This window comes from Virgibacillus sp. W0181 (assembly GCF_051846915.1).
Classification (GTDB): domain Bacteria; phylum Bacillota; class Bacilli; order Bacillales; family Amphibacillaceae; genus JBPYCR01.
Genome location: NZ_JBPYCR010000017.1, coordinates 1 through 21,795, shown reverse-complemented (window position 1 = coordinate 21,795; position 21,795 = coordinate 1). Strand labels below are relative to the sequence as shown.

At 38.5% G+C, this 21,795-nt stretch carries 22 protein-coding genes, 1 pseudogene and 1 riboswitch; of the genes and pseudogenes, 14 read left to right on the top strand and 9 right to left on the bottom strand.

What is annotated here, in order from left to right:
• The first annotated feature begins 493 nt into the window (after window positions 1-493).
• Window positions 494-1,855, top strand: coding sequence for a group II intron reverse transcriptase/maturase (gene ltrA, locus ACLIBG_RS09115; RefSeq protein ID WP_439312455.1), 1,362 nt, complete (start codon window positions 494-496; stop codon window positions 1,853-1,855).
• 292 nt (window positions 1,856-2,147) lie between these two features.
• Here the strand turns inward: ltrA and ACLIBG_RS09110 are convergent, their stop codons facing one another.
• Window positions 2,148-2,324, bottom strand: coding sequence for a sulfurtransferase TusA family protein (locus ACLIBG_RS09110; protein WP_439312498.1), 177 nt, complete (start codon window positions 2,322-2,324; stop codon window positions 2,148-2,150).
• Between the two features lie 171 nt (window positions 2,325-2,495).
• Between ACLIBG_RS09110 and ACLIBG_RS09105 the strand changes: the two genes are divergently transcribed.
• The 5 genes from ACLIBG_RS09105 to speB all read left to right on the top strand — a co-directional run bounded on the left by ACLIBG_RS09105 (window position 2,496) and on the right by speB (window position 7,814).
• Window positions 2,496-3,287: a carbon-nitrogen hydrolase family protein gene (locus tag ACLIBG_RS09105; RefSeq protein ID WP_439312454.1), complete on the top strand. Its 792-nt coding sequence runs from the start codon at window positions 2,496-2,498 to the stop codon at window positions 3,285-3,287.
• A 44-nt stretch (window positions 3,288-3,331) separates the two neighbouring features.
• Window positions 3,332-4,948: an APC family permease gene (locus ACLIBG_RS09100; RefSeq protein ID WP_439312453.1), complete on the top strand. Its 1,617-nt coding sequence runs from the start codon at window positions 3,332-3,334 to the stop codon at window positions 4,946-4,948.
• A 36-nt stretch (window positions 4,949-4,984) separates the two neighbouring features.
• Entirely contained in the window at window positions 4,985-5,953 is a 969-nt protein-coding gene (locus tag ACLIBG_RS09095; protein ID WP_439312452.1) for a metallophosphoesterase family protein, read from the top strand.
• A gap of 65 nt (window positions 5,954-6,018) precedes the next feature.
• Entirely contained in the window at window positions 6,019-6,753 is a 735-nt protein-coding gene (locus ACLIBG_RS09090) for a hypothetical protein (protein ID WP_439312451.1), read from the top strand.
• A gap of 101 nt (window positions 6,754-6,854) precedes the next feature.
• The gene (gene speB / locus ACLIBG_RS09085; RefSeq protein ID WP_439312450.1) at window positions 6,855-7,814 is read left to right on the top strand and encodes an agmatinase; all 960 of its coding nucleotides are present in this window, start codon (window positions 6,855-6,857) and stop codon (window positions 7,812-7,814) included.
• 387 nt (window positions 7,815-8,201) lie between these two features.
• On the opposite strand, the gene yedF is transcribed toward speB, so the two are convergent.
• The 3 genes from yedF to ACLIBG_RS09070 all read right to left on the bottom strand — a co-directional run bounded on the left by yedF (window position 8,202) and on the right by ACLIBG_RS09070 (window position 11,478).
• Window positions 8,202-8,432: a sulfurtransferase-like selenium metabolism protein YedF gene (yedF, locus tag ACLIBG_RS09080; RefSeq protein WP_439312449.1), complete on the bottom strand. Its 231-nt coding sequence runs from the start codon at window positions 8,430-8,432 to the stop codon at window positions 8,202-8,204.
• Window positions 8,433-8,434: 2 nt separating this feature from the next.
• Window positions 8,435-9,628 carry a selenium metabolism membrane protein YedE/FdhT gene (gene yedE, locus ACLIBG_RS09075; protein ID WP_439312448.1) on the bottom strand — a complete coding sequence of 398 codons (1,194 nt, stop codon included), beginning with the start codon at window positions 9,626-9,628 and terminating at the stop codon, window positions 8,435-8,437.
• Between the two features lie 723 nt (window positions 9,629-10,351).
• Window positions 10,352-10,443, top strand: a riboswitch (SAM riboswitch).
• Window positions 10,444-10,506: 63 nt separating this feature from the next.
• Window positions 10,507-11,478, bottom strand: coding sequence for an IS30 family transposase (locus ACLIBG_RS09070; protein ID WP_439312447.1), 972 nt, complete (start codon window positions 11,476-11,478; stop codon window positions 10,507-10,509).
• A gap of 125 nt (window positions 11,479-11,603) precedes the next feature.
• Here ACLIBG_RS09070 and ACLIBG_RS09065 point away from each other — a divergent pair, with 125 nt between their 5' ends.
• Window positions 11,604-11,942: a hypothetical protein gene (locus tag ACLIBG_RS09065; protein ID WP_439312446.1), complete on the top strand. Its 339-nt coding sequence runs from the start codon at window positions 11,604-11,606 to the stop codon at window positions 11,940-11,942.
• A 149-nt stretch (window positions 11,943-12,091) separates the two neighbouring features.
• Here ACLIBG_RS09065 and ACLIBG_RS09060 read toward each other — a convergent pair whose 3' ends face one another.
• Entirely contained in the window at window positions 12,092-12,469 is a 378-nt protein-coding gene (locus ACLIBG_RS09060; protein ID WP_439312445.1) for a PH domain-containing protein, read from the bottom strand.
• A gap of 214 nt (window positions 12,470-12,683) precedes the next feature.
• Between ACLIBG_RS09060 and ACLIBG_RS09055 the strand changes: the two genes are divergently transcribed.
• Together ACLIBG_RS09055 and ACLIBG_RS09050 are read left to right on the top strand one after the other, a co-directional pair.
• Window positions 12,684-13,334 carry an SDR family oxidoreductase gene (locus ACLIBG_RS09055; protein ID WP_439312444.1) on the top strand — a complete coding sequence of 217 codons (651 nt, stop codon included), beginning with the start codon at window positions 12,684-12,686 and terminating at the stop codon, window positions 13,332-13,334.
• Window positions 13,335-13,449: 115 nt separating this feature from the next.
• Entirely contained in the window at window positions 13,450-14,463 is a 1,014-nt protein-coding gene (locus tag ACLIBG_RS09050) for an NADP-dependent oxidoreductase (RefSeq protein WP_439312443.1), read from the top strand.
• A 78-nt stretch (window positions 14,464-14,541) separates the two neighbouring features.
• On the opposite strand, the gene ACLIBG_RS09045 is transcribed toward ACLIBG_RS09050, so the two are convergent.
• Both ACLIBG_RS09045 and ACLIBG_RS09040 read right to left on the bottom strand, forming a co-directional pair.
• Window positions 14,542-15,351 carry an ABC transporter permease subunit gene (locus ACLIBG_RS09045; protein ID WP_439312442.1) on the bottom strand — a complete coding sequence of 270 codons (810 nt, stop codon included), beginning with the start codon at window positions 15,349-15,351 and terminating at the stop codon, window positions 14,542-14,544.
• Window positions 15,348-16,238: pseudogene (locus ACLIBG_RS09040) on the bottom strand (ABC transporter ATP-binding protein). Before ACLIBG_RS09040 ends, ACLIBG_RS09045 begins: the two are co-directional and overlap by 4 nt.
• Window positions 16,239-16,385: 147 nt before the next feature.
• Between ACLIBG_RS09040 and ACLIBG_RS09035 the strand changes: the two are divergent.
• Together ACLIBG_RS09035 and mscL are read left to right on the top strand one after the other, a co-directional pair.
• Window positions 16,386-16,982, top strand: a complete 597-nt coding sequence (locus ACLIBG_RS09035) for a TetR/AcrR family transcriptional regulator (RefSeq protein ID WP_439312441.1) — start codon at window positions 16,386-16,388, stop codon at window positions 16,980-16,982.
• 346 nt (window positions 16,983-17,328) lie between these two features.
• Entirely contained in the window at window positions 17,329-17,817 is a 489-nt protein-coding gene (gene mscL / locus ACLIBG_RS09030; RefSeq protein ID WP_439312440.1) for a large conductance mechanosensitive channel protein MscL, read from the top strand.
• Between the two features lie 87 nt (window positions 17,818-17,904).
• On the opposite strand, the gene ACLIBG_RS09025 is transcribed toward mscL, so the two are convergent.
• Entirely contained in the window at window positions 17,905-18,030 is a 126-nt protein-coding gene (locus tag ACLIBG_RS09025) for a hypothetical protein (RefSeq protein WP_439312439.1), read from the bottom strand.
• A 166-nt stretch (window positions 18,031-18,196) separates the two neighbouring features.
• Here ACLIBG_RS09025 and ACLIBG_RS09020 point away from each other — a divergent pair, with 166 nt between their 5' ends.
• The 3 genes from ACLIBG_RS09020 to ACLIBG_RS09010 are packed head-to-tail and all read left to right on the top strand — an operon-like array spanning window position 18,197 to window position 20,350.
• A complete protein-coding gene (locus ACLIBG_RS09020; protein ID WP_439312438.1) occupies window positions 18,197-19,783 on the top strand; it encodes an RNA-guided endonuclease TnpB family protein in 1,587 nt (528 codons plus the stop codon).
• A 46-nt stretch (window positions 19,784-19,829) separates the two neighbouring features.
• Window positions 19,830-19,973, top strand: a complete 144-nt coding sequence (locus tag ACLIBG_RS09015) for a hypothetical protein (protein WP_439312437.1) — start codon at window positions 19,830-19,832, stop codon at window positions 19,971-19,973.
• Between the two features lie 32 nt (window positions 19,974-20,005).
• On the top strand, window positions 20,006-20,350 hold the full coding sequence (locus tag ACLIBG_RS09010) for a DsrE family protein (protein WP_439312436.1): 345 nt from the start codon (window positions 20,006-20,008) through the stop codon (window positions 20,348-20,350).
• Between the two features lie 157 nt (window positions 20,351-20,507).
• Here the strand turns inward: ACLIBG_RS09010 and ACLIBG_RS09005 are convergent, their stop codons facing one another.
• A complete protein-coding gene (locus tag ACLIBG_RS09005) occupies window positions 20,508-21,560 on the bottom strand; it encodes an alpha/beta fold hydrolase (protein ID WP_439312435.1) in 1,053 nt (350 codons plus the stop codon).
• Window positions 21,561-21,795 lie beyond the last annotated feature (235 nt).

Genomic DNA, 21,795 nt, shown 5'->3' with positions numbered 1-21,795 from the left:
TTTCTTTCCTTTTTCATTTCAAGGAAAGGAGGTGATGCTTGATGACAGTATTTGGTGCGTGCAGGCAATTGCACTTATTTTAATGGGTGGAAATCCCATCTGATAAATCTGGCTGAGAAATCAGTAGCGAGTCTTGGAGCATTAGGAGCAATTCTAATGTTTAAGCGTAGACAGTTAGGTATTAGGCTTGAATGTGATTGAGCCTCTTAATGTCAATCGGAAAGGCTGACCAATTCGAATAGTGGGAAAGCAACATTATTTCAAACGCCTATCAGCAAGGATGAAATAACTTTTCAGGGGTCTAAGAGCCAAGCATGATACACAATGAATAAGTGGAAACCTGCGAGACCCACTAGGCTCTCTATTTTTTTTTTAGAGTATGATATACAACCGATACAAAGGAAGGACATCAAATGGCCCAGTGGGAGTCGGATAACCTCATAGTATTGATGATACTAGGTAATTCTAGAGGAGAAAAGGAGGTTACATAACATTGACCTATTTACAGGAAACACATACTGTACACAGGGGCAGGGGATATGTGGGAACGCAATTAAATAGGATAGCTAATAAATCAGCTCAAAACAAGAATCAAGCCTTTACATCTCTATATCACTTACTGAATGAAGAAATGCTCAAACGATGTTTTGCAGAAGTGGACAGATATAAGGCGTATGGCATTGACAGAGTTACCAAAGATGAATACGAAACGAACTTAAATGAAAATATCGAAATCTTAGTGGAAAAATTGAAAACAAACCAATATAAACCACAACCAGCTAAACGCACGTATATTCCGAAGGGAAATAGAGACTTTAGACCATTAGGAATACCATGTTTTGAAGATAAGTTGGTTCAACTAGGGTTAAGTAAAATCTTGGAAGCCATTTATGAGCCGAACTTTCTTGATAGCTCATATGGGTTTAGACCCAAACGTAGCTGTCATCATGCACTCAGGAAGCTAAATACGGTTATACGCTATAAACCTATAAATCACATTGTAGATGCAGATATAAAAGGGTTCTTCAATAACGTAGACCACAACTGGGTCATAGAATTTATAAAACATAGAATAAAAGACCCAAACATAATCAAGCTTATCAAGAAGATGCTAAATGCCGGAATCATAGAGGACGATAAATTTGTATTCACTACAAAAGGAATGCCACAGGGATCGATAGTGTCCCCAATACTTTCTAATATATATCTACACTATGTACTAGATTTATGGTTTGAATATCGAGTGAAGCATGTAAGTGATGGCGCATGCGAAATTATAAGATATGCCGATGATTTTGTGTGCTGTTTTAAATATCAAGGAGACAGTAGAAGATTTCTCAAAAGCCTAAAAGAAAGAATGAATAAATTCGGCCTAGAACTTGCGGAGAATAAAACAAAAACAATTGCATTTGGGAAATATGCCAATGAAAAGTTACCACACAGGAGAAATAAACCAGAAACTTTTGATTTCCTAGGCTTCACACACTATTGTAAAATAGCACGAAATGGGTATTTTACAGTAGAGGTCAAAACAAGCGCCAAGAAATACAAGGATAAACTAAAAGGATTGAAAATGTGGTTTAAGAAAGCGGTATATGTGGCTGATACAAAAGTACTAATCGATAAGCTAAATCGTATATTGCGAGGTTACTACAACTATTACTGTGTCGCTGGTAACTCCAAAATGGTTGCAAGGTTCAGAGAAGACGTTATCCAATTGATGTTCAAATGGCTAAACAGGAGAAGTCAAAGAAGAAGCTACACATGGGGAAACTTTAATAAAGTGCTAAAGAAACACCCCATAATAAGACCAAGGGTAATGACTACTTTTCGAGATGACTTATTATGTGAATAATGGTATGAGGAGCATGCATCGTGAGGTGTATGTTTACTCGACAGTCAATGATTATAATGCTCACTTTTGGAGCACTTATCGTTGCCGTATTGTCAGAAAAAAGAAAATAACCACCCTTGTGCCTGTCAAGCGAATAGGGTAGTTATTTTCAACTCTATTTTGCGAGTCGCCCCTTTGAAGGGCTATTACACGATAGACCATCCATTTACAGCATGGGTGGTCTTTTATTATATTATGAATTTCTAATGTTAGTATACCTTATTTTTATGAAATAATAAACTGAAAAGCCTATTTACCCTGCTAAAAAATAGAAGTACAAATCCCGGCCCTTTTTCTCTGGATCTTTCATGAGTTTATACCCGTGTTTCACAACTTCTTCAGGCACATTTTTAACTGAAGCTGGGCAGTCTGCTACAACTTGTAAAATGTCCCCTTTTTCCATATCTTCAAATGATTCTAAAGTATAAATATGTCGGTGTTATCCGTCATCTCCTATTCGACTTACAAAAATATCCTGAAATAAAAATGTCTACGAATGCATAAGATGATTTATAAAACTTTTATAAAACATATTTTAATAATGTATAAGTCCTATTAAATAGACTTATAGCATATAAGTAAATTACAAGGAGGTTTTATATTGAAACAAATAAAAATATCTTTAGCTCAGGAAACACCAAAGTTAGGAGATAAGTCATTTAATCTTAACTTAATGAAAAAGGGTTTTCTAAAGGCAAAAGAAGAGCAATCACAGATTGTTGTCTTCCCAGAGCTGTTTTTAACTGGTTATTCTGTGGGGGATGAAGTGGAAAATTTGGCGGAGAGGATAGATGGGCCAAGCATTAATGCAATCAAACAATACTGCAAAAACAATTCGATATATACAGTATTCGGATTTGCTGAAAAGGGAGATGATAATCAATATTATATTTCATCAGCTATTATAAATTCATTTGGAGAGCTTTTGGGCGTATACAGAAAAACACATTTATTTCACGATGAAAAAAAGTACTTTGTTGCTGGTTCTCAATTTAAAGTTATCAATACTTCATTAGGTAAAATTGGTCTTATGATTTGTTTTGACGTGGAATTTCCTGAAATAGCAAGAGCACTTAAATTGATGGAAGCAGATTTAATTATCATAATCAATGCGAATATGGATCCTTATGAAGAATTTCATTATATATATGCTAAATCAAGGGCAATGGAAAATGAAATTCCAGTAGTCATTTGTAACCGATTAGGTATAGAAAATGATTTGAAATTTTGTGGTGATAGCATGGTTATTGATGCGTTAGGTAATGAAGTGCTTAATATGAGGAAATTTAGCGGGGTTAAAACGGTCGAGCTTGACATATCTAAAAGTGGCGACCCCAAACTCAGTTACGTTATAAACAGGCAAAATAACTTGTATTCCATATTATCTGAATGATAATAAAATCACTTAAAAAGCAGGTATATAAGGAGGATAAAATTATGTCAAAAAGCATGCCGAAACAGCAAGCAACAACCGTTTTCACAAGAAATGCAACTGGTTTAGTTAGAGATGCTTCAGGATTTGACTCTGCATTTTATAATTTACTTTGGTCTTCCATACCTCTTGCTACTATTTTTATTTTAAGTTATGGGTATGCATATTACGTTGGGGCAAATCTTTATTTGACCACCCTGTTATGTGGAATACTTTGTTTACCGACAGCGTTTTTATACGCAATGATGAGTAGTGCAATGCCGCGTTCAGGAGCTGACTATGTTTGGGGTTCAAGAAGTGTACACCCATTGTTTGGTTTTATGAGTAATTGGAATTTTGTTGTTTGGATGCTATTTTTTATAGGACTTTATAGTACCTATCTTGCGGAATTTGGTTTATCTACATTGTTCAGAGTGTTAGCAGCATTTACAGGTTCACCTAACATTCTAGCATTGGCAGAATACAGTGTACAACCTTTAGGAATTTTTATTATAGGGATCACGCTCGTACTGCTTTCCGGTGCAATGTTTATTTTTGGAACTGGCTTAAAAACATTTATGCGGATTCAACGTTGGGGGTTTGCGCTATACCTAATAGGGGCAATAATATTGCCGATCATTGTTATATTCATTATGAGTCGTGGCTTTCCAGAAGCCTTTAATAGTTACATGAGTGCTTTAAACATTGATAACGCTTACGATAAGGTTATTGAATCTGGTGCATTTGTTGTTCCTGAGGTGACGAGCACAAAACAAACTATTCTAGCAATGACTCTTCCGTTATTCATTTTCGGTAATATATTTCAGTCAGCATACTTCTCAGGGGAAATAAAAAGGGGAAAGGGAATACACACGTGGGCCATGCCTGGTGCTCTTGGAATATCAGTTGTTATTGTACTTCTTCTAATATTTGCCTATGAAAAAAGTATAGGGAAACTATTTTTAGGCTCTGCAACACTAGCACCGGTTAATGATGTCGGGTATTCATTTATGCCTACGTATGTTGAAATGGCAGCTATAAGTTCCGGCAATATGTTAATCGCTATCATTATCGCATTAGGACTAGTTGTCCAGTTTGCCTTATGGGTTCCACAAACAATTATATCTGTAAGTAGAAGTTTGTTTGCTTGGTCCTTTGATGGTCTCGTTTCTCGAAAGGTTAGTAGTGTTAATGAAAAGACAAGAAGTCCAGTTGTAGCAGTATCGATTATCGGAATTTTATCGTGTTTTAGTGTAGCATTATCAGCCTTTGTCCCAGGTTTGACTTTGTTAACAGGTTTACTCGGAGTAACTATGGTATTAGTATTTGTATCGATAGCAGGAATTTTCTTCCCATATAAACAACCGGATACGTGGAAAGGATCTGCCTTTAACGGAAAGGTTTTTGGATTCCCGACTATTTCTGTAGTTGGCGCATTAAGCTTAATTGCTATGCTGTTCATTGTAGGGGTTCTATTAATGGATCCTAATTCAGGTACTAGTTGGATCACTGATCGAAAAATGGTTTATATCGTATTAATTATATACTTAGGTTCTATTCCATTTTATTTTATATCGAAATGGATTCAACGCTCTAAAGGAGTAGATATTTCTCTTTCCTATAAAGAAATTCCGCCTGAGTGATTTAAGTATAATATTTCTATATAGAGGGGGAAGGGCATGTTATTTTTCAAAAAAAGAAAAAAGGGATTTAAGATATTTTATGCTGGGGATGTTCATGGGTCGGAAAGGTGTTTTATGAAATTTATTAATGCAGCAAAATTTTATGATGCCCAAGCCCTGGTTTTAGGTGGGGATCTAACCGGAAAAGCAGTAATTCCAATTGTTTCAAACGGAAGTACATGGAGCGCAAGTTTTCTTAATAAAGATCATGAATTGCATACAGAGTCCGAAGTGGAGCAATTAGAAAAAACGATACGGTTTAATGGATTTTATCCATATCGCACAACACAAGATGAAGTAGAACAGATAAACAATGATGAAATATTGAAAAAGCAAGTCTTTGATAAATTGATGAAAGACAGTGTAACAAGATGGATGGAAATTGCTAAAGAAAGATTAGAACCTATTGGGATCGATTTATATGCAATTGGTGGAAATGATGATGAATGGTATATTGATGACGTTTTTATAGAATCCGAATTTGTCACTTACATTGAAAACAAAGTGGCAGACATTGGGCCGTGTCAGATAATTGGCAGTAGTTATGCAAATGAAACGCCATTTAATAGTCCCCGTGAATTATCGGAAGAAAAACTTTATGAACGGTTAAGCACATTGGCTAAAACTCTCGATAATGACCGCCCGTCAATATTTAATTTTCATGTACCGCCATATAATTCTTCGCTGGATATTGCAGCGGAACTTAAAGGTGATCTTTCGATGGTGTTTAATGGGGGAGCACCAAATATGGTTCCTGTTGGGAGCAAGGCAGTAAGACAAGTTATCGAGGAATTTCAGCCGATATTATCTCTTCATGGTCATATACATGAATCTAAAGGTTCTACCACAATAGGAAAAACCATATGTATAAATCCAGGAAGTCGGTATGGAGAAGGAGTTTTGGATGGTGCTTTAATTACGGTTAGTGAGGATGGGGTTCTAGCACATCAACTCGTTACTGGATAGTTCATAGTTAGTATTTCTATAAATTGGCAAGTCAGATAAAAACAGATAAATAGTGAGGTGAAGTAGTGATTAAAAAAGATATTAGAGAGGAAGCTGAACGAATTATTGACTTGGCAGAAAAAAATAACTTGCCTTTAAAACTATTGGGAGGTTTAGCGATTTATTTAAAATGCCCATCCGCTGCTCAATCTCCGTTTAAAAGAGAGTATAGCGATATAGACGTTATCGGATACAGCAAGTCATCTAGTTCTATTCAAACGTTATTTATGGATGCTGGATATATAGGTGATCATGAATTTAATACAATGTATGGTCACGAAAGATTATTCTTTTGGGACGAAGAAAATCATAGGCAAGTAGATGTTTTTTTAGATAAAATGAAGCTTTGTCATACGATTGATCTTAGAGAAAGACTTGAAACAGAAGCTTATACACTTTCGCTTTCTGATTTGATCCTAACAAAACTTCAAATTATAGAAGTAAATAAAAAAGATATTACAGATGCACTTGCCGTATTTAAAGATCATGAAGTTGGGGATAATGACGAAGAAATAAACATATCTTATATTTCATCAATACTTTCTAAAGATTGGGGTTTTTGGAGGACGATTACAGGTAATTTAGAAAAACTTAAATATCATGCTAAGGAAATGAATCTACAAAATGAAGTTGTTGATCGTATAAATATACTTAATAAAGCAATCGAGAAAGAGCCTAAGTCTTTTAAGTGGAAACTACGTAGCTATGTAGGTGAAAGAGTAAGGTGGTACGAGCTGCCAGCTGAAGAAGAGCACGGTTAATAAAGTAATAGAATATTGTTCATATAATCTATTATAAATAAATAGGCTCTCTTAAAACGAAGATTCTAATAAAATTATTTAATACAGGGAGGATATATTAAATGTCAAATGATGTTTGGAATTCAGTATTACACGCTGGAATTGCTACATTTATGAAAAGACCTATTATGGAACCTAAGAGAGAATTAATTGAAAAAAATAATGTGAAAGCTGGTATTATAGGTGTACCGTTTGACGGAACTACAATTACTAGAACCGGTTCTACAATGGGTCCACGGAAATTTAGAGATGTATCATCCAGTTTAATCCCTTATCATTTTGATTATGATGTTGATATCAATGATGTTTTTAATGTTCATGACTTTGGAGATGTGAATGTAAAAATTGGAGATGCTTTTACAACTATCGAACGAAGTAAAGAGGATATATTGGAAATACTACATGGTGGTGCTATCCCAATCACTATTGGAGGGGATCACGCAATAACCATTGGCGGAACAAGAGCAGTAGAGAAGTTCAATCCTTCGGGTAAATATGGATTTATATTATTTGACGCCCACCTTGATACAGCAGAGGATGTAGGGGGAGATAAATGGAATCACTGTTGTCCTGTGCCAAGAACGATGGAATTAAGCTGTTTTGACCCTAAGAACGCTGTAATTATTGGACCGCATGGCGCAATGAATCCTAAAGCGGAATACGAATATGTAAAGAAAAACAATATTTCTTTACACACAATGAGGGATATATACTCTAAAGGGATTGAAGAAGTAATGAAAGAGGCTATTGAAGTTGCAACAGATGGAACAGATGGAGTTTATATTTCGTTTGATATGGATTCTTTAGAAGCTTCGCAAACGCCGGGCACATGTGCACCAACACCTGGTGGAATCCAAACAAGGGAAATGATTCTTGCTATTGACATGTTAGGGAAATTAGATGTTGTTGGCTTTGATGTGGTGGAAATCGCACCTCCGTATGATCATAGCGATATTACAGCGATTACTGCAGCAAGATTTGTAGCTGATATGTTAGGATCATTAGCAAGGTACCAGAAATAAATTGCAGTTGAGCAAAGGACACAAGTACTGGTTTTCACCGTGATTATAGCAAAATCTATAGTCAAGAGTTGCAACAAAATAATAAAAATGGCTATACCACAATGTTTCCTGCTGTGGTATAGCCGTTTTTTTAAAAAGATAAGAATGTATATAATTTTGTGCATAGCTGTCTAGCTTAAGCGCCCAGAAACTAGGCGACTTCCTGCAGCGCCTTGCGATAAAGAAGACTTGCCGATTGGCTTAGACAGAGGCTTAGTCGCCCTTATGCCCTTGGGTGAAAGTCATCATCGATTCGCGGTGCTCATCGTGATTCCTTTATCTTAGTTGCTTCAGTCCAGTCGCTACGTTTCTAGGCAGGGCGCTTGCGCTTTTCTTTGTTCAGCCTATTTACCCGGCTAAAAAATAGAAGTACAAATCACGACCCTTTTTCTCCGGATCTTTCATGAGTTTATACCCGTGTTTCACAACTTCTTCAGGCACATTTTTAAATGAAGCTGGGCAGTCTGCTACAACTTGTAAAATTTCCCCTTTTTCCATATCTTCTAATGCTTCCAACGTATAAATGACAGGATATGGGCAAGATTCGCCTCTAACATCCAATGATAAATTAATGTCCATAATTATGCTCCTTTCTTAAATCCAACGCCAAATCGGTAATTTTTTTGCCAATAGTTGGCGATTAAGTACCATGCTGCCAGCATGATTAATGTGATGATAAGTGCGTAAGCAGGCTTCATCGTTGTAAGCAAGTTGATCGTTGAACCGCTTTTGACAAAAATGTTATATACAGCCATGTGATCCCATGCATAGGCTAAAAAGGTAGCCCCGATAACATTTCCAGCGAACACAGGCAGAAATACGATTTGCCCTTCCATCATTCGGTACATCATTCCTGTTTCACAACTGCCGGCTAATACAATTCCAAGTCCGAATAAAATTCCGCCAATCAATGTACTTGGTGCCGTAATTTTTGTGATCGGTTCTAAACCGTAGTACATAATAACGATAAACGTTAAGACGGTACTTATTGCCATTCCAACACCAATTGCTTTTGCCATTGTCGCTCTACCGCTCACCCATAAATCGCGAAATGCTGACGTGAAACAGATTTGTCCTCTCTCGATCAAGATACCAAAGGCGCATCCGAATAGTGCTGCTACACCTAGCATTGGCTTTCCGGTAAAGAAAAAGTAAAAGACAAGGCCTAAGTAAACGACTGCAATAATTCCGCCAATGTATGGCTGAATAACTCGTGCTTCGGCGGATGGCTGGGTCACATTGCCTCTTTTTAGCAGCGGTTTCCCTTTCCACCATTTCATGTTAATAATTTTGAAACCGAAATAAGTACCGATCGCTGTAGCGACCATAAAAATCCACGCATGAAAAGAAAATTGGGGAACTCCAGTGAAAAACGCTGCTAAGTTACACCCTAGTGCGAGTCTCGCACCGAACCCGGCAATAACTCCGCCGATAAGTGCTTGGAAATATCGTCTTTTTTGATTCGGTTTTCGGATTTTGAAATTATTTCCTAATAGGACCATGATGAAGGCGCCAATAAACATCCCCCAAATAATCCAGCCGTCCGTTCGCGACAGAGTTGTTCCATCCATATTGATCATATTAAAATAATCCCAATCAGATATATCTATGCCCAGACCCGACAGAATATGCCCCCCGAATCTAGTAAACTCTCCGGTAACTGCCCACACGCTATTTGTTATCCCAAAGTAGATTGCACTTAATACACCGGCAATGCCAATAGCGATATAAGGGCTCCAATATTCGTTAATCAATTTATCTATGAAATTTTTCAATTCTAAAAAACCCCTAACCCAAAAGTCTGCTTAAACGTTACATCATTAATTATAACAGAATCGACGGAAAGAAAAAGTATTTTCTATGATGTCAAGAAGACTATTGCCCCTTGTATTTAGTGAAAATAACTGATTTTTGTCAAGTGTAGAAAGCTAGAATAATAACTTTGTACTTAATTTTTCAGAATGCGGCCACAAGTTAGTCATAAACGGTATTTTGGTGTGTAGATAATTTGAGTTTAATCAATCCGGTATATATACTCATTGGTGAGGTGAGTTAAAAGTTGGGGAAAATGTTAGACACTATTTTATGGTTATTAGTGGCATTTACGGTCGTTCTTTTTGTCGCTATAATTATGATTGGTAGATCGTCTCACTTTAGATTTCTATCAAGCGTAGTAGATGATCATGCAATATTAGCAACTAATGTTAAACAATTCGTAAGCCACATACCGCTATAAGTTATAATGAATAAGAATCTCGCATGAATGAACTGCACCCCAAATTTTAGCTGTTAACTAACATTTGGAGGTGCAGTTTGTATATCTAGCAAATTCATGCCTGCATAAGTCTTCGTGCCAAACTGAATTTTATAATTCTACTGAGTGTCACGTTGAGGGCGGTTATTTAGACGAAGAAATTCCATTAAATGTATAACAGACGCTTCTTGCTGCCAAACATTTATAAAAAAACTGTGCTATAATATAGCAACAATTAAATAAAGCTTTATCAAGAGTCGGAGGAGAGGTTTAGCTCTATGATCCCGCACCAACCTGCTCTAGAGGCAAGGTGGTCCTGCTAAATATCGATAAGGAGGTGACCGGTTCTTTTATGAAACTTCTTATCTAGGATAGGAAGTTTTTTTGTTTTTTGATTTGTCAATTTAAGCGAGACAACATCCCTATATCAAAATCTTGACTGACATGATTCATGAAACACTCAATCGGTGTTTGATAATTCAAGGATTTCCTTGGCACGTTGTTTCTTCTGTAGGCAACAGAAGCGATATATTCCTGTGACACAGGGTTGAAATCCATTTCCTTAGGTAGCCCGTTTTTTCGCAGAAGCCCGTTGGAATGTTCATTCAATCCTCTTTGTGAAGGTGTGCCTGGATCTGCAAAGTAAATGTCGATGTCATGTTCATTGCTGATGGATTTCCAGTTAGAGAATTCCTTGCCACAATCAAAAATAATTGACTTAAATAAGTGTGGTGGCAACTGACTCATCCATTGGTTCATTGATGTTTCGATGTTGGAAGCCCGCCTTCCGGCTGGCTTTATAGCAATGATGCATTTTGTTAAACGTTCGACAAGTGTAATGACAGCACTTTTATGATGGCGTCCGACAATGGTATCACCTTCGAGATGACCAAACTCTTCTTGGTAATTTGGATGTTCATTCTCTCGATCCTGAATCGTGCGTCTGAAGGCTTGTTTACCTCTTTTTTCCTTGTGCCCATTTGGTTTGCGCTTACCTTGCATGGGTAAATCTTTTAGGTCAAACTCGCCTAATTGAAACTTTCGATAAAGTGTGCGCATGCTGCAAGAAATGGCTTTTTCATTCCGTCCGATTATAACATCAGGCGTCCAACCATTACGGACTTTATCGGTGATATAGTCCACTTCATCAGTTGTTAATTGAATGCTTTTGCGGCCACACTTAGATTTGTTTGTACGATACTGCAAGTAAATGTCTAACGCAGTTAGTCCTTTTTTAAGCTGTCTGATGACACGGTAAATTGCTTCATGGCCGCGGCCTAGCTTTTCAGCTATTTTCCGGCCTTTTAGGCCAAAGGCATGATATTCTTCTATGAATACCAGTTCTGTTTTGGTAAGATGGGTGTAGGACATGTCAGATACACTCTCCTTAACTTTGGTAGGTTACAGATTGAGTTTATCATGACATGTCCGTTTTTTGTGTCTCGCTTAATTTTACAATCTAGGTTTTAATAAATACTATTAAGGAGTGAATGGAATTGAATTCTCAAGGATGGATTAGAGGTTTGATAGCAAAAAATTATAACAATGAGAAGTTTGTGTCGTTTGTGGTAAAAGTACTTGGCATGGAATTTGAACTTTCGTCAAGTGTGACGTGGCGAGAAGACGGGCGTGCTCTAATAAAGTTAGGGTCTTATCAAGCGTTGGTTTCAAGCGTGACACTGGAAGAACTGCAGTCACACGGGGCGTACACATTGGATCGTTTTCTTCTGGAAGTGTTTGAAGAACAGGGGCTGTCTTATGCAGTTGATCGCAGTCAGTATATTCGTTATTGCATGGAGGAATTTACAGACGATGAACGCGCGTCGATTACTTGATGGAACGGGACAAGTGCCCTGTCCCGTTTAAATAGTCGTTGCCTATACCTAATAGATGTGAACTGTGTAAAAAATCATCCACTTTACATCGAAAAGCATGCTACAAAATCCAGGTGTACTTCCCTTATCCACATTTCGATCGTGTGAAATTAACTACACATTGTAGCCAGTACTTTTTGGATGTCGTAGATACTATTGTCTTTTTTAAATTGCTTTGCAAGAGCAGGGGTTTCAGCTCCAGATATCCATACTTTTAATTCAGCATCTAAATCAAAAGTTCCGGCCGTTTCTACACTGAAATGGGTAACGCTTTTGTAAGGGATAGAGTGATATTCAACCTTCTTACCAGTTAGCCCTTGTTTATCTACGGAAATGAGACGATTGTTCGTAAAGACAATTAAATCCCTGATTAATTTAAAAGCAACTTCTATTTCTTCATCGTCTATCAAAAGCTGTCCAATTTCTTTTTCAACATCTTTTTCGTTTGCTGTAGAAGCGTTTCCTAAAACGCCACTTAAAAATCCCATACGAGTTCCTCCCTTAATAAGTAATGTAAAACCATTGTACCATTTAAGATATACATTTTTATGTATATCTTTGTTTTTGTATTGTGTAGTAGTTTTTAGAACGAATATCAACATGTTAATCATACAAAAACTTCAGATTAAAAACTCTTATTTAAGGGTAAAGTGTATAAGTGTCTTTCAATATGGAAGACGTTTTTTAAGAAAGGGTGAGTACATGAAAATCTTAGTTGTAGGAGCCAATGGACAAATCGGAAAACACTTGGTTAAATCCATTCAGGGTAGCGGAGAACATGTTGCAAAAGCGATGTTACGTAAAGTGGAACAAAAAGCTTATTTTGAAGACCTCGGTGCGGAGACGGTCATTGCGAACCTTGAAGGTGAAATAGAGGATATTGCTCGAGCTGCTGAAGACGTTGATGCAGTGGTGTTTACAGCTGGTTCTGGACCGAAAACCGGGAAAGATAAGACAATCATGGTCGACCTCGATGGAGCAGTGAAAACGATTGAAGGTGCTAAAAAGGCCGGAGTCAATCGTTTTGTTATGATTAGTTCATTCGATACAAGCCGCAAAGCTATCCAAGAAGCACCAGAATCCTTTGCTCCATATGTCATCGCCAAGCATTATGCAGATGAATGGTTAAGAGCAGCAGATCTTGATTATACAATGATTCATCCGGGAATGTTGACAAATGATTCAGGAACGGGGAACGTAGATGTAGGAACGTCTGTAAAGGTGGCTAATGTTTCCCGTGAAGATATTGCCAATGTTATTTTTGAGTCACTAAAAAACGATGTAACAATCGGCAAAGAATTCAAAGTGATTAATGGTCACACACCAATTCAAGAAGCTATAAAAAGTCTATAAATAACAAGCATGGCGACGTTTGTGGTCGAGTCCACCGTCGAGCCATGCTTTCCGTTTAGTACGGTCCACTTATCAATTTGAAAATGGACTGCCATAAAAATGAAGGAGGAAAATGATGAAACAAAAACAATTAATTTTAAATAAACGTCCGAACGGTATGCCGGACGACAGCACCTTTCAGTTAAAAGAAGTGGGTATTCAAAAACCCGGAGCAAATGAAGTACTGCTAAAAACGCTCTATGTTTCTGTTGACCCATATATGCGCGGCAGAATGTCAGATAGGGACTCATACGTTGCGCCTTTTCAGGTTGGTGAACCTCTTGATGGTGGCGTAGTTTCCGTAGTCATCGATGGAGAAAGTGACCAATTGAAAAAGGGAGATATCGTACGAGGGAATTTGCCTTTTCAGGAATATCATGTAAGAAAATCTGAGGACGTGAGTAAGGTTGACACAAATGGACTCAGCCCAAGTACTGCACTGGGGGTACTCGGTATGCCGGGATTAACGGCCTATTTCGGAATGATGCATATCGGTCAGCCGAAAAAGGGTGAAACGGTCGTAGTTTCAAGCGCAGCTGGTGCGGTCGGTCAAGTCGCCGGTCAGTTGGCTAAGCAAGTCGGTGCTCGTGTTATCGGTATTGTAGGATCGGAGGAGAAAGCAAATTATATTATCAATAAGCTAGGCTATGACGATGTAGTGCAATACAAAAAAGGGGATGTACATCAACAGTTAAAAGATACATGCCCGGACGGAATCGACGTGTATTACGAAAATGTCGGTGGTGAGATTGGCGACGCCGTCTTGCCACTATTAAACACGTTTGCCCGCGTTCCTGTGTGTGGTGCAATTTCGTCCTATAATTTGAAGGAAGGAGAGAAGGACATCGGTTTACGTGTACAGCCTTTTCTGATCAAATCTCGTGTCAAGATGCAAGGGTTTTTATTCGGCGACTTCAGTAATCATTTCGGTGAAGCTTATTCATTTCTTGCTAGAAGCGTTGCTAATGGTGAGATCCAATTTGAAGAAACGATAAAGGATGGTTTTCATAACATTCCCGATGCTTTTATCGGTTTATTTACTGGGGAAAACATTGGTAAACAGTTGATTAAAGTAGCTGATCCGACATAGAAGTAAAAAATCCCGCCTATTGATGAAACATTTTAATAGGCGGGAATACTTATGAAAAATGATGAATAATAAATGATGCTATAATGGCAAATTACGTTTCCGGAAAATTAACACCGCTACAACACACGTTAAAACTCCTATTGCAGCAAGAATAATGGATGACATCCAGACATCAGCGCTATTGCTCGCTATTTTACCCGGTTCATATAGAGAAAAGACGGTAAAGTTACGAATCCAATCGATATCCGTTACAATTTTCCCCATCATGTCCATACCATAGAATAAAAAGGTTAGTCCGCCAGCCAACGCAAATGCGATTTTTTCATCGTTCAATAAGGAAGAGATTAGCAAGGAATAGCCGCCTATTGTAAAGAACAGCAAAAACCCGACAAAGTTAATTTGGAAAAATTCGTTAAACGCGATCGTACTCTCGGTATCGATTAAAAACTCCGCAGCGAGAAACCCGCCTCCAAATGTTAATACGTGAATGATGATAAGACCGCTAACCATGACGATCACTTGAGTGACAGCGATTTGAACGCGTGAAACTCGAGTGGAGAGCAAGTAAGCCATTGACCCGCGATCTACAAGCCTTGCAAGCAAGTGGACGGCGATGATGACCGAAAAAACACCTAAAATAAGTAAATAAAACAGACCGTAGTATTCCGCTGATATGAACTGTCCATAGCTGCTGAAAGATTCTAGTCCGAGTGCACGCAGCAGGGCATCCGGGAACATGTCGATCAGCCCTTCTATTTCCTCCATATTATCATCAAGCATTGGGAAAAGAGATGTCATGAGTGTGACATAGGCAGCCGAAGCAACACCAAAACCTAAAAATGTTTTCATATGGGTTTTCATCATTTGGGTATAGAGTGATAGATTCATGATTCTGTCGTCTCCTCTACGTTATAATAATCCATAAAAATTTGCTCAAGGCTTTGATCGGCTGCACTGATGTTTTTCACATGAATATGAGATAAGGTTTCGATAAAGGCATCATAATTTCCTTGAATTTCAACTTGCACAACAAAATCGTCCGTTTTTTCGACATTTAAATTGGATGCGAGAAGTTCTTTTACATCAGATTCTTTCGTTAACGTCACGTTAAAGGCTTTCCGCTGCATCGTTTGAAGTTCATGAATGTTTCTGACGGTGACTATTTTCCCTTCACGAATAATTGCGGCCCTGTCACACGTTCGTTCAATTTCGGAAAAGCTATGGGAAGACATAAGGAATGTTTTTCCTTTTTCCTTCTCTTCAAGCACAAGGTCGATGAATAGCTTTTGCATGAGCGGATCCAGCCCTGATGTTGGCTCATCGAGTATGTAAATATCCGGATCATGCATAAAGGTGGCGACGATTCCTACTTTTTGCTTCATTCCTTTGGACATTTTACGGATTGGTGTTTTCAGATTGAATTGTAATTTATCAATAAGGTCTGCTCTCCGCATTTTGCTATTAACCCCTTGCATACCTGCAAGCATATGCAGGAAATCGCTTCCAGTCATATCGTCGAGAAAAGCAATTTCGCCAGGAAGGTACCCGATATGGCGCCTGGCTTCCGCTTGTTCCTCCCACGCATCCAATCAGTTAATTGCAGCATGACCTTTTTGTGCTTTCATATACCCCATTAAATGTCGTATCGTCGTTGACTTTCCACTTCCATTGGGACCAAGAAAACCAAATACTTCGCCTTTTTCGACATGAAAAGAAACATCAAAAATACCTCGCCCATTAGAAAATTGTTGGGTCAGATTTTCTATATGAATCACTAAGTTTCACCTCTTAAATTATGAAATATATAGAACATTTCATTACATTTATTTTAATGTTAAACTTATAGAAATGGAAAGTCAATGATATAATGAAATATATAAACAGTTTTATTACATTAATTATACTCTAGGAGTAGATGACATATGAATGGATTTGAAAGAAGAACAGCGAAAATTAAACAGCGTATAAAACAAGCAACTCTTGAATTATTGATGGATATGGATCCCCGCACACTAAGAATTGCGGACGTCGTCGCACGTGCGAACGTTTCACAGGTCACTATTTACAACCACTTTGGTAGTAAAGAGAAGCTTATACGTGAATCGGTACAAAGTTGGTATATCGAAATTTTAGAAGCCACCCGAGCCTATCTGCAAGATGACACCAAAAGTTTTCAAGACAAAGTAGCTTTTATTATCTTTAACAAAAAAACCACTCTGCACCAGTTCAGCATATCCAAACTGGATACACTCATTTGGCAGGATGATGAGATGAAGAATTTCGTGGAAGAAATCTATCATAATCAAGCGCTTCCCCTTACCCTTGAATTAATTGAACAAGGCAGAAAAGAAGGTGCAATCCACCATAATTTTCCTTCGTCACTTATTATGTTTTACTTAAATTTGTTTATGGAAAAGGCAGAAGCTCTTACAGATTATGCCAAGAATTATGGTGACGAAGATGCTTTTATAGAAGATATGATGCAGTTGTTTTTTTACGGTGTTGCCGGAAAGTCATAGGGAACCGCTAAAGGTAGAGTTGCTATTATGAGGTGCTTAAAAAAGCAGGAAAAATCGCTGGAAACGACGAAGAACCTTGGGAAGAAAGACATATGAGATCCCAAGCGGGGAATGGGTGAGGGCGCATGTGCTCAGAGAGCCCTTTTAAAATGAATGCTACACCTACTCACTATGTGTCCGTAATATTATTGTTTGATTTTTGTTAAATAGTAAGCATTGATCCATGAAGCGATAGGAATGATTGGTGCAATTCCGATACCGGAACTGAAACGCACACTGTTAAGCTATTTTGTTCTAGTTCGTCCAATTTACTCATAGTATAGGGGACAGAGGGGGCTTTTAGTGTATGGGCATTTTTCATGAATTTCGCCAATTTGCGATCAAGGGAAGTGCGGTTGATATTGGGGTTGGGGTTGTTTTAGGAGCGGCATTTAGTGGATTTATTGATTCACTCGTTAAGGATATTCTTCTGCCACCGATAGGGCTTTTATATTCTAAAATAAACTTCCAGGACTTGTATATCAGCTTGACCGGTGCTACATATCCATCGTTGGACAGGGCAAAAGAAGCTGGCGCGGTAACGATAAACTATGGACTGTTTATTACGACATCTATCCGCTTCATAATTGTATTATTTGCTGTGTTCGTAGTCGTCCGACAGATCAATCGCTGGAAAAAGCCACACCAGCATCCAAGCGATTCCATGGCGAAAAAAGAATGCCCATATTGCTGTACACCAATCCCTTTACAGGCTATTATTTGCCCGAATTGTTCCTCTTCGTTAAAAAAAGAGGAGCCTCTGCATCAGTCGAGACCAAAACTGCGGATTAAATAATAATTAAAAGTCATACTTCACGCGGCGCGCATTCCACAAGCAAAATTTCCCCACTATAATCCAATAGAAGGGAAACTTTTGTAATGATTATTCCAATGTAATTGACCAATCACCAACGGCCGTAATTTCCAACAACATCGTATCTTTTTCCACTCTGGTTGTTCCTTCATATGCTTCTGATGTATTTACAGTTTTTCCGAACGAGAAAGCCAATCCAGGACGGAGCCCGTCTTTAGACATGGGATGAGAGTGAGGACGCCCAAAGCTGTCCAGTAAACAAATTGTCATCGATAAAAATGAAAAAATATTAGAAAAATGCTTGTCTTGTCACCTTTAATAAGTTATAATAAGAACAAATGTTCCTATTGGAGGTTTTCAAATGGCTAAAAGGCGTTCCCCAAGCTTTGTTCTGTCCCTGGAATTAAGAAAGGATCCGGCGCTTTTCTCCGTTATTGCCGACAACCTGGAAATCTGCCGTGTCATGTACAATACCGTCCTTGGCACATACCTTAAATTGGAAACCCAAATGAAACGTGAAAAAAATTATAAGAAATACATCCGACAGTGGAAGGCTGTATCCAAAAAACTGGGACAGGATCATAAAAATCCATCATTGATACAGGATAAAAAACATATTGAAGCGCAATTAAGTGATTTGCGGAAAAAATATCAGCTCACAGAATATGCCTCCCATCAGTGGGTGAAACCCGTTCGGCAACATTTCGGAAACAGGGTCAACGCCGCCGTTGCCCAAAAAACGGCTTCAAGGGCGTGGGTTGCCTCTCGCGAGAAGCTATTCGGCAAAGCACAACAAGTTCACTTCATTCAAAAAGGGAAGATGAAGAGTTTTGAAGGGAAAACAAATGACACCGGCTGGCGATATATCGACAGGCATATCGTATATAAAGATCTGCGTACGCCTCTGATCATCAAGAAGCATGATGCCTATGCACAGCAAGTTATAGCAGCGATCGAGGAAAAAGAGCCGTTTTCCTATACAATCCGGGATAAAGATAAAACGAAAACGATTGATGATCACACAAGGATCAAATATGTTCGTATTGTTCAAAAAGAAATTAGAGGCAAGATCCGTTATTTTGCTGATCTGGTTGTCAGTGGATACCCACCCTCAAAAGGAAAGGCCATTGGAAAGGGTAGCGTAGGTCTGGATATTGGTACATCATCCCTTGCCGTCTCTTCTTTATCTCATGTATCACTCGTTAATTTGGCGGAAGACGTTCAGCCAGTTTCCGACAAAATCAGGTTGCTGCAACGGAAAATGGACCGCTCGAAACGGGCGATGAATCCAGAAAATTTTCATGCGGATGGAACAATCAAAAGAGGAAAGAAAACATGGGTATTTTCCAAACGTTATCACATCCACCGGTCAAGCTTAAAAGCATTGCACCGCAAACAGGCGGTGATTCGAAAACAGTCCCACCAGCGATTGGCCAATGAAATACTCAGTCTCGGGAATCAATTTAATATCGAGACGATGAACTTCAAGGCATTGCACCTGCGAAAAAAGGAAACAACGATCTCCGAAAAGACGGGTAAATATATCCGCAAGAAACGTTTCGGCAAAACAATTGTCCACCGGGCACCCGCCATGTTTGTAAGCATACTGGAGGAGAAGGCCAAGCGATTGGGCGGCTCGTTAGTCAAGGTGAATACGCACCGATTTAAAGCAAGTCAATACTGCCATCAACGTCATACATATATTAAAAAGCCATTATCCGAGCGGTGGCATAGAATAGATGGAGGCAACCGGATTCAACGCGATCTATACGCTGCTTTTCTGTTGATGAATTCCAATGCTAAGGGAACTAAAGCAGACCGAAAGAAATGTCTGGCAACATTTGACTCTTTTAAACGCCTGCATGATCAGGAAATCCGACAAATTGTCAATCAGCAAAAAGTAATTTTCAACTCGGGAATACGGTTTCAACCAATCCTAACCAATTAGAATCGTTTAGGCGGTGTGATGCCACCGGGCTTGTGAGAGCCAAAAGATGCAGTCGTTAATGGCAACGGAGGTTGCTTTGGCCGTCGAACGTTCTGAAGGACATTTGTCCAGTGCCCTGAACTGCCCCAAATGCCGAGTGTATGCACATACAACTGTGGCTGCCGGTCGGGAGAAGGCAAATGGACTTTAGAACCCCACTGTGTTAGCTGTGGGAGTATCAGATTGACAGCACATGAAAATGATGAGAATAATGTGACGATTGCCTTTACAATGGGGGTGAAAGCATTAGAGAAGGGGCATAAGGTGGAAATTATGCTGCTCTCCAATGCGATACATTTAGCAGAAAAAGGCTACGCGGATAAGATTGATATTGGAGCGCCGTTTAAGCCAATAAAAGATGTATTGCCAGCTTATTTGGAGAATGGTGAAAAACTGAAAGTATGCTCTTCCTGTATGGAACATAATAACGTCTCTGAGGAAGACTTAATTAAAGGGTCCGATGTCATAGAAGCTGAATATGTTGTCGATGCGATTATGGATGCAGAAAGAACGTTGCAGTTGAATTAAAATGGATCTTTATCACCCATTAAAGGGTCCCCACTAAATGAAGTTTCACTTTATGGTGCATTTCAGCACTGTAGACATGTCTTTATCCAGTTTCTGGTGAATAGTTACTATTCGCCGGAAACTGGATTGTTTTATTTATAAATAATATTACGTATATTTATACAAATGCGTTCAATAAATCATGTAAATGTTTATCGACTTGATCATGAAAATCGGGACCTTCCGCGCCGAATAATCCAAAATGGCCGCAAATACTATTAATCATACGCAATTCACTGTTAGGTATCATTTTTTGTTCTTCTTCGCAATCTCTTGGAGGGAAAAACATATCTTCATTAATTGGCATAACAAATACTTTTGCTTTCACGCCACCAAGCGCTTTTTTTAAATCGCCATTTGTTAATCTGCTAACGTCTCCGCGTTGCCACTTCCACGCCATTGTTAGCAATGCGTTCGGATCCATCGCTTGAAATAAAGGCTGTAAAAATCCTTTTGTAAATTCCTCCAGCGACTCTACTCCAAATAATCTCCATTTTTCCTGCTTGTAAAACTCTGTACTTAATCCCATCACGGACCAAATATCCGCATGTCTCTGTAACCCCCCTGCAACTTCGGTGCTTGATGTATATTTTCCTTCGTTAAAGCCTGGGTCAGAGGTGATAGCATCCATCAAAGTTTGTGTAAAGAGAAAGTCGTGGTCTGTATTTTTGGCGGTTCCGGCAATCGGTGCGGCACGTTTTACCATATCAGGATACCTGACAGCCCATTCGTATGTTTGCTGAGCACCCATCGAGCCCCCGACTACAAGAGCTATTTCAGAGATCCCATATTTTTCTATGACCATTTGATGCTGTGCCCGTACATCATCTGAAATACGAACATGCGGAAAGTTGCTCATCGAAATGGGCTCCGGACTATTGTGTGGTGAGGAAGACAATCCATTTCCAATTTGGTTAATAATGATAATAAAATATTTTTCCGGATTCAGTGCGCGATCTTCGCCAATATAAGCTTCCAAATCTTTACTTGTTCCAGAATACCACGTAGGTATTACAATAACGTTATCTTTTCTTTCGTTTAAGTTGCCTAATGTTCGATAAGCCAACTGACAATCTGGAATTGTACCTCCCTCTTCAAGTGTGAAATTTCCTAGACTATAAAACTCATAAGGGCCGTGATTTTCTTGTGTATAAAAATCATTATGTATCATTTGTTATCTCCTACCTTTCTATTTCTAGTATTAAGTACTTGTACTTATATCTATATTATATGAATATTTGGAATAGAACAAATGAAATTTTGAGATTTTATAGTTATACACTAGCGTTGCATAAATGTATTTTAATTATTCGGTAAATTATTTATTTCTCTATAAGACAAAAAAGATAACAACCTAATAAAGGTGGCACTGTCCATTTGGTAAAATTATACATTTAATACTTGGG